Source organism: Mesorhizobium sp. M7A.F.Ca.CA.002.15.2.1, from assembly GCF_003998715.1.
GTDB lineage: Bacteria > Pseudomonadota > Alphaproteobacteria > Rhizobiales > Rhizobiaceae > Mesorhizobium > Mesorhizobium ciceri.
The window spans coordinates 1-2647 of sequence record NZ_RZPI01000730.1; the positions used below are offsets into that span (position 1 = coordinate 1).

A 2647-nucleotide genomic window follows, 5' to 3' on the forward strand; every position below is an offset into this window, starting at 1 on the left:
ATCGTCGATGCGGTCAACACCAGCGATGCGCGGTCGGTGATGGCAGTAGGGGAAGCGCCGCCCGACGTCACCGATGAAAAGGTAGCGGCGATCCCGGACAAGCCCGCGACCGGACACGGCTTCCAGCCAGGCCCGATGGTCATCCGTGGCGGCGTTACCGGTCCCGATTTCCCGGCACCCGCGCCAACCGCTGCACCAGCGACCGGTGCCGCGCCGGCCGCTGGCACCGCGCCGGCAACGGCCACCGCTTCCGCTGCCCCCTCAGGGAACGCCGAGAACAAACCCGCCCCGCCGAGCGCTCCGGCCCCGGCAGCAGGGCAGCGCATGCCTCCCAACGGCTACACCAAGTAGCCTCGGCTCAAAGACAGCCGACATCGATGGCGTGACTTGACGGCGATCTGGCGCCCGGCGCACCATTGCCAGGCAGTCCCCGTTCCAGGCATTTCTGGCAGACGGGATTTCATCACTAGGGGTAAAGGGGGGGCCATGAGAAAATCTGGAATCGTAACCGGAGCAGGCCTATTGCTGGCGTCACTGCTTGGCGTCGTCGCGGCTCATGCCGACGACATGCTGGGATCCTATGTCGCGCGCATTTCCGATCGCGACCATCAGGCGAGTGACGGCTATGCGCTGGACAATGCCGCGCAGATGGTGCGGCAGGACCGCGCCAACTGGCACAAATTCCACCGCCGTGACAGCGACGACGAGGCTGATGGCTGGTTCAGGACCAACGACCAGCGCGCCGACCTGCAGCGCATGCTGGAACGCGGCGGCGCGATGAGTTCCTCGACCAAGCGCGCCATCGTCAATGGCGAACCGCTGATCCAGGTCGACGTCTACGAAAACAGCGTGCGCGTCAGCATTCTCGAGAACTGACGGGCCGTCGCCGGGGCGGCTGACAGTCGGCTTCGGGGACGGCTGATAGCAAAAGGCGGCGCCTCGGCGCCGCCTTGCCATCGATAGACTCGGCGGCTGAAAAGATCAGGCCGCTTCTTCCTTGTCGTCGTCTTCTTCTTCGGACTCGTCGCCTTCAGCCTTCACGCTGTCCTCGGCGTCGTCTTCGTCCTCGTCTTCATCTTCGTCGTCATCCGAGAGCGTGGCAGCTTCGGTGGACTCTTCGCCTTCTTCATCGTCGCCGTCTTCGTCGTCATCAGACAGGTCAGCGGCTTCGATCGCTGCGGCGGCGGCATGATCGAGAATGGTTTCGGAAGCGGATTCAAGCGCCTCGGCGGGAGTTTCTTCTGTCACTTCGATTTCGTGATCGGAATTCATGGAAGCCTCCGTGGGGTTGGGGAACATGTCCCTTTTGCCACGGAGAGATCATCGCCATATGACTGTAAGCCGGCTCGAACGGCCGGTAGCAGAGAATATTTTCTTCGCCTTAACCTGCGATCCTGGAGAAATCCGCGACCTGACCGGTGGCCGTGCGGATGCGGGCGAGCAGCGCCAGGCGGTTGGCACGCACCGCCTGATCCTCATCGTTTACAAGAACATGCTCAAAGAATGAATCAACCGGCTCGCGCAACACGCTAAGCGCCAGCAAGGCGCCGGAAAAATCATCGTTTTGAATCGCTTCGCCGGCTTGCTTCTCAGCCTGGTTCACCGCCGCAAACAGCGATTTCTCGGTATCCGCGCGAAACAGCGCCGGCTCAACGGTTTCGGCGACCGCCGTTTTCTTTTTCTCCTCGGCAGCCAGAATGTTGGCCGCGCGCTTAGTGCCGGCGAGCAGGTTCTTGCCGTCCTCGGTGTCGAGGAAGGCGCCGAGCGCCTCGACGCGGCGGACGATCTGCAAGAGGTCGTCGGACTGCGGCGTGATGACGGCATCGATGAGATCGTGCCGGGCGCCCTGATCGCGGAGGTAGACTTTCAGGCGGTCGTGGAAGAAGGACAGAAGGTCAGACGCTTTCCCGACGATGGCTGCCAGCGCCAGTCGAATATCATTCTCGACCAATATTCTAACCACACCCAGCGCCGCTCTACGCAGCGCATAGGGATCCTTCGACCCAGTCGGCTTTTCGTCGATTGCCCAGAAACCGACCAGCGTATCGAGCTTATCGGCAAGCGCCACTGTGATCGAAACCGGATCGCTCGATACGCGATCGGACGGGCCTTGCGGCTTGTAGTGTTCCTCCGCTGCAGCGGCGACCGATGCATGCTCGCCCTGAAGCAGCGCATATTTGCGGCCCATGGCGCCTTGCAGTTCCGGGAACTCGCCGACGACTTCGGTGGTGAGATCTGCCTTGGCCAAGACGGCAGCGCGGCGCGCGAGTGCGGGATCGGCGCCGACTGTCGGAGCCAGTTCTTCCGCCAATCGCTTGATCCGCTCCACCCGTTCGCCCTGCGTGCCGAGCTTGGCGTGGAAAGTCACGCCGAGATGGTCGAGGCGGGCCATGCGCTGGTCGAGAGGCTTCTTGAGATCAAGCCCGAATTTTTCCGCCGATGCCTCGAGCTCAGCCAGGTCAGGCAAATCGCCCTGGTCGGTCGTCCAGAAATAAAGCGCGTCGGACAGACGGGCGCGCACCACCTTGCCGTTGCCGTGGGCGATCTCCTTGCCGCCATCCCTGGCTTCGATGTTGGCGGTTAGAATGAAGCGATTGGAAAGCGCGTCGTCGACACCCTGCGGCCGCGTCACAAAGCACTTCTGGTT

General features: G+C 62.7%; 4 protein-coding genes. 2 read left to right on the forward strand and 2 right to left on the reverse strand.

All coding sequences use genetic code 11. The features are described 5' to 3' along the window. On the forward strand, positions 1 to 351 hold a 351-nt coding region (locus ENZ74_RS28325), incomplete at its 5' end, for a hypothetical protein (RefSeq protein ID WP_127313164.1). Between the two features lie 171 nt (positions 352 to 522). Beyond that, positions 523 to 876 (forward strand): hypothetical protein, encoded by a 354-nt coding sequence (locus ENZ74_RS28330; protein WP_245265313.1) that lies wholly within the window; start codon positions 523 to 525, stop codon positions 874 to 876. A gap of 105 nt (positions 877 to 981) precedes the next feature. Here ENZ74_RS28330 and ENZ74_RS28335 read toward each other — a convergent pair whose 3' ends face one another. After that, entirely contained in the window at positions 982 to 1272 is a 291-nt protein-coding gene (locus ENZ74_RS28335) for a hypothetical protein (protein ID WP_063170186.1), read from the reverse strand. Between the two features lie 109 nt (positions 1273 to 1381). Next, the coding region (gene glyS / locus ENZ74_RS28340) for a glycine--tRNA ligase subunit beta (RefSeq protein WP_127313165.1) at positions 1382 to 2647 on the reverse strand (1266 nt) is incomplete at its 5' end.

Bases quoted from the DNA above. Each gene is read 5' to 3' on its own strand.
- ENZ74_RS28335 (WP_063170186.1), bottom strand. From the start codon at position 1,272: ATGAATTCCGATCACGAAATCGAAGTGACAGAAGAAACTCCCGCCGAG.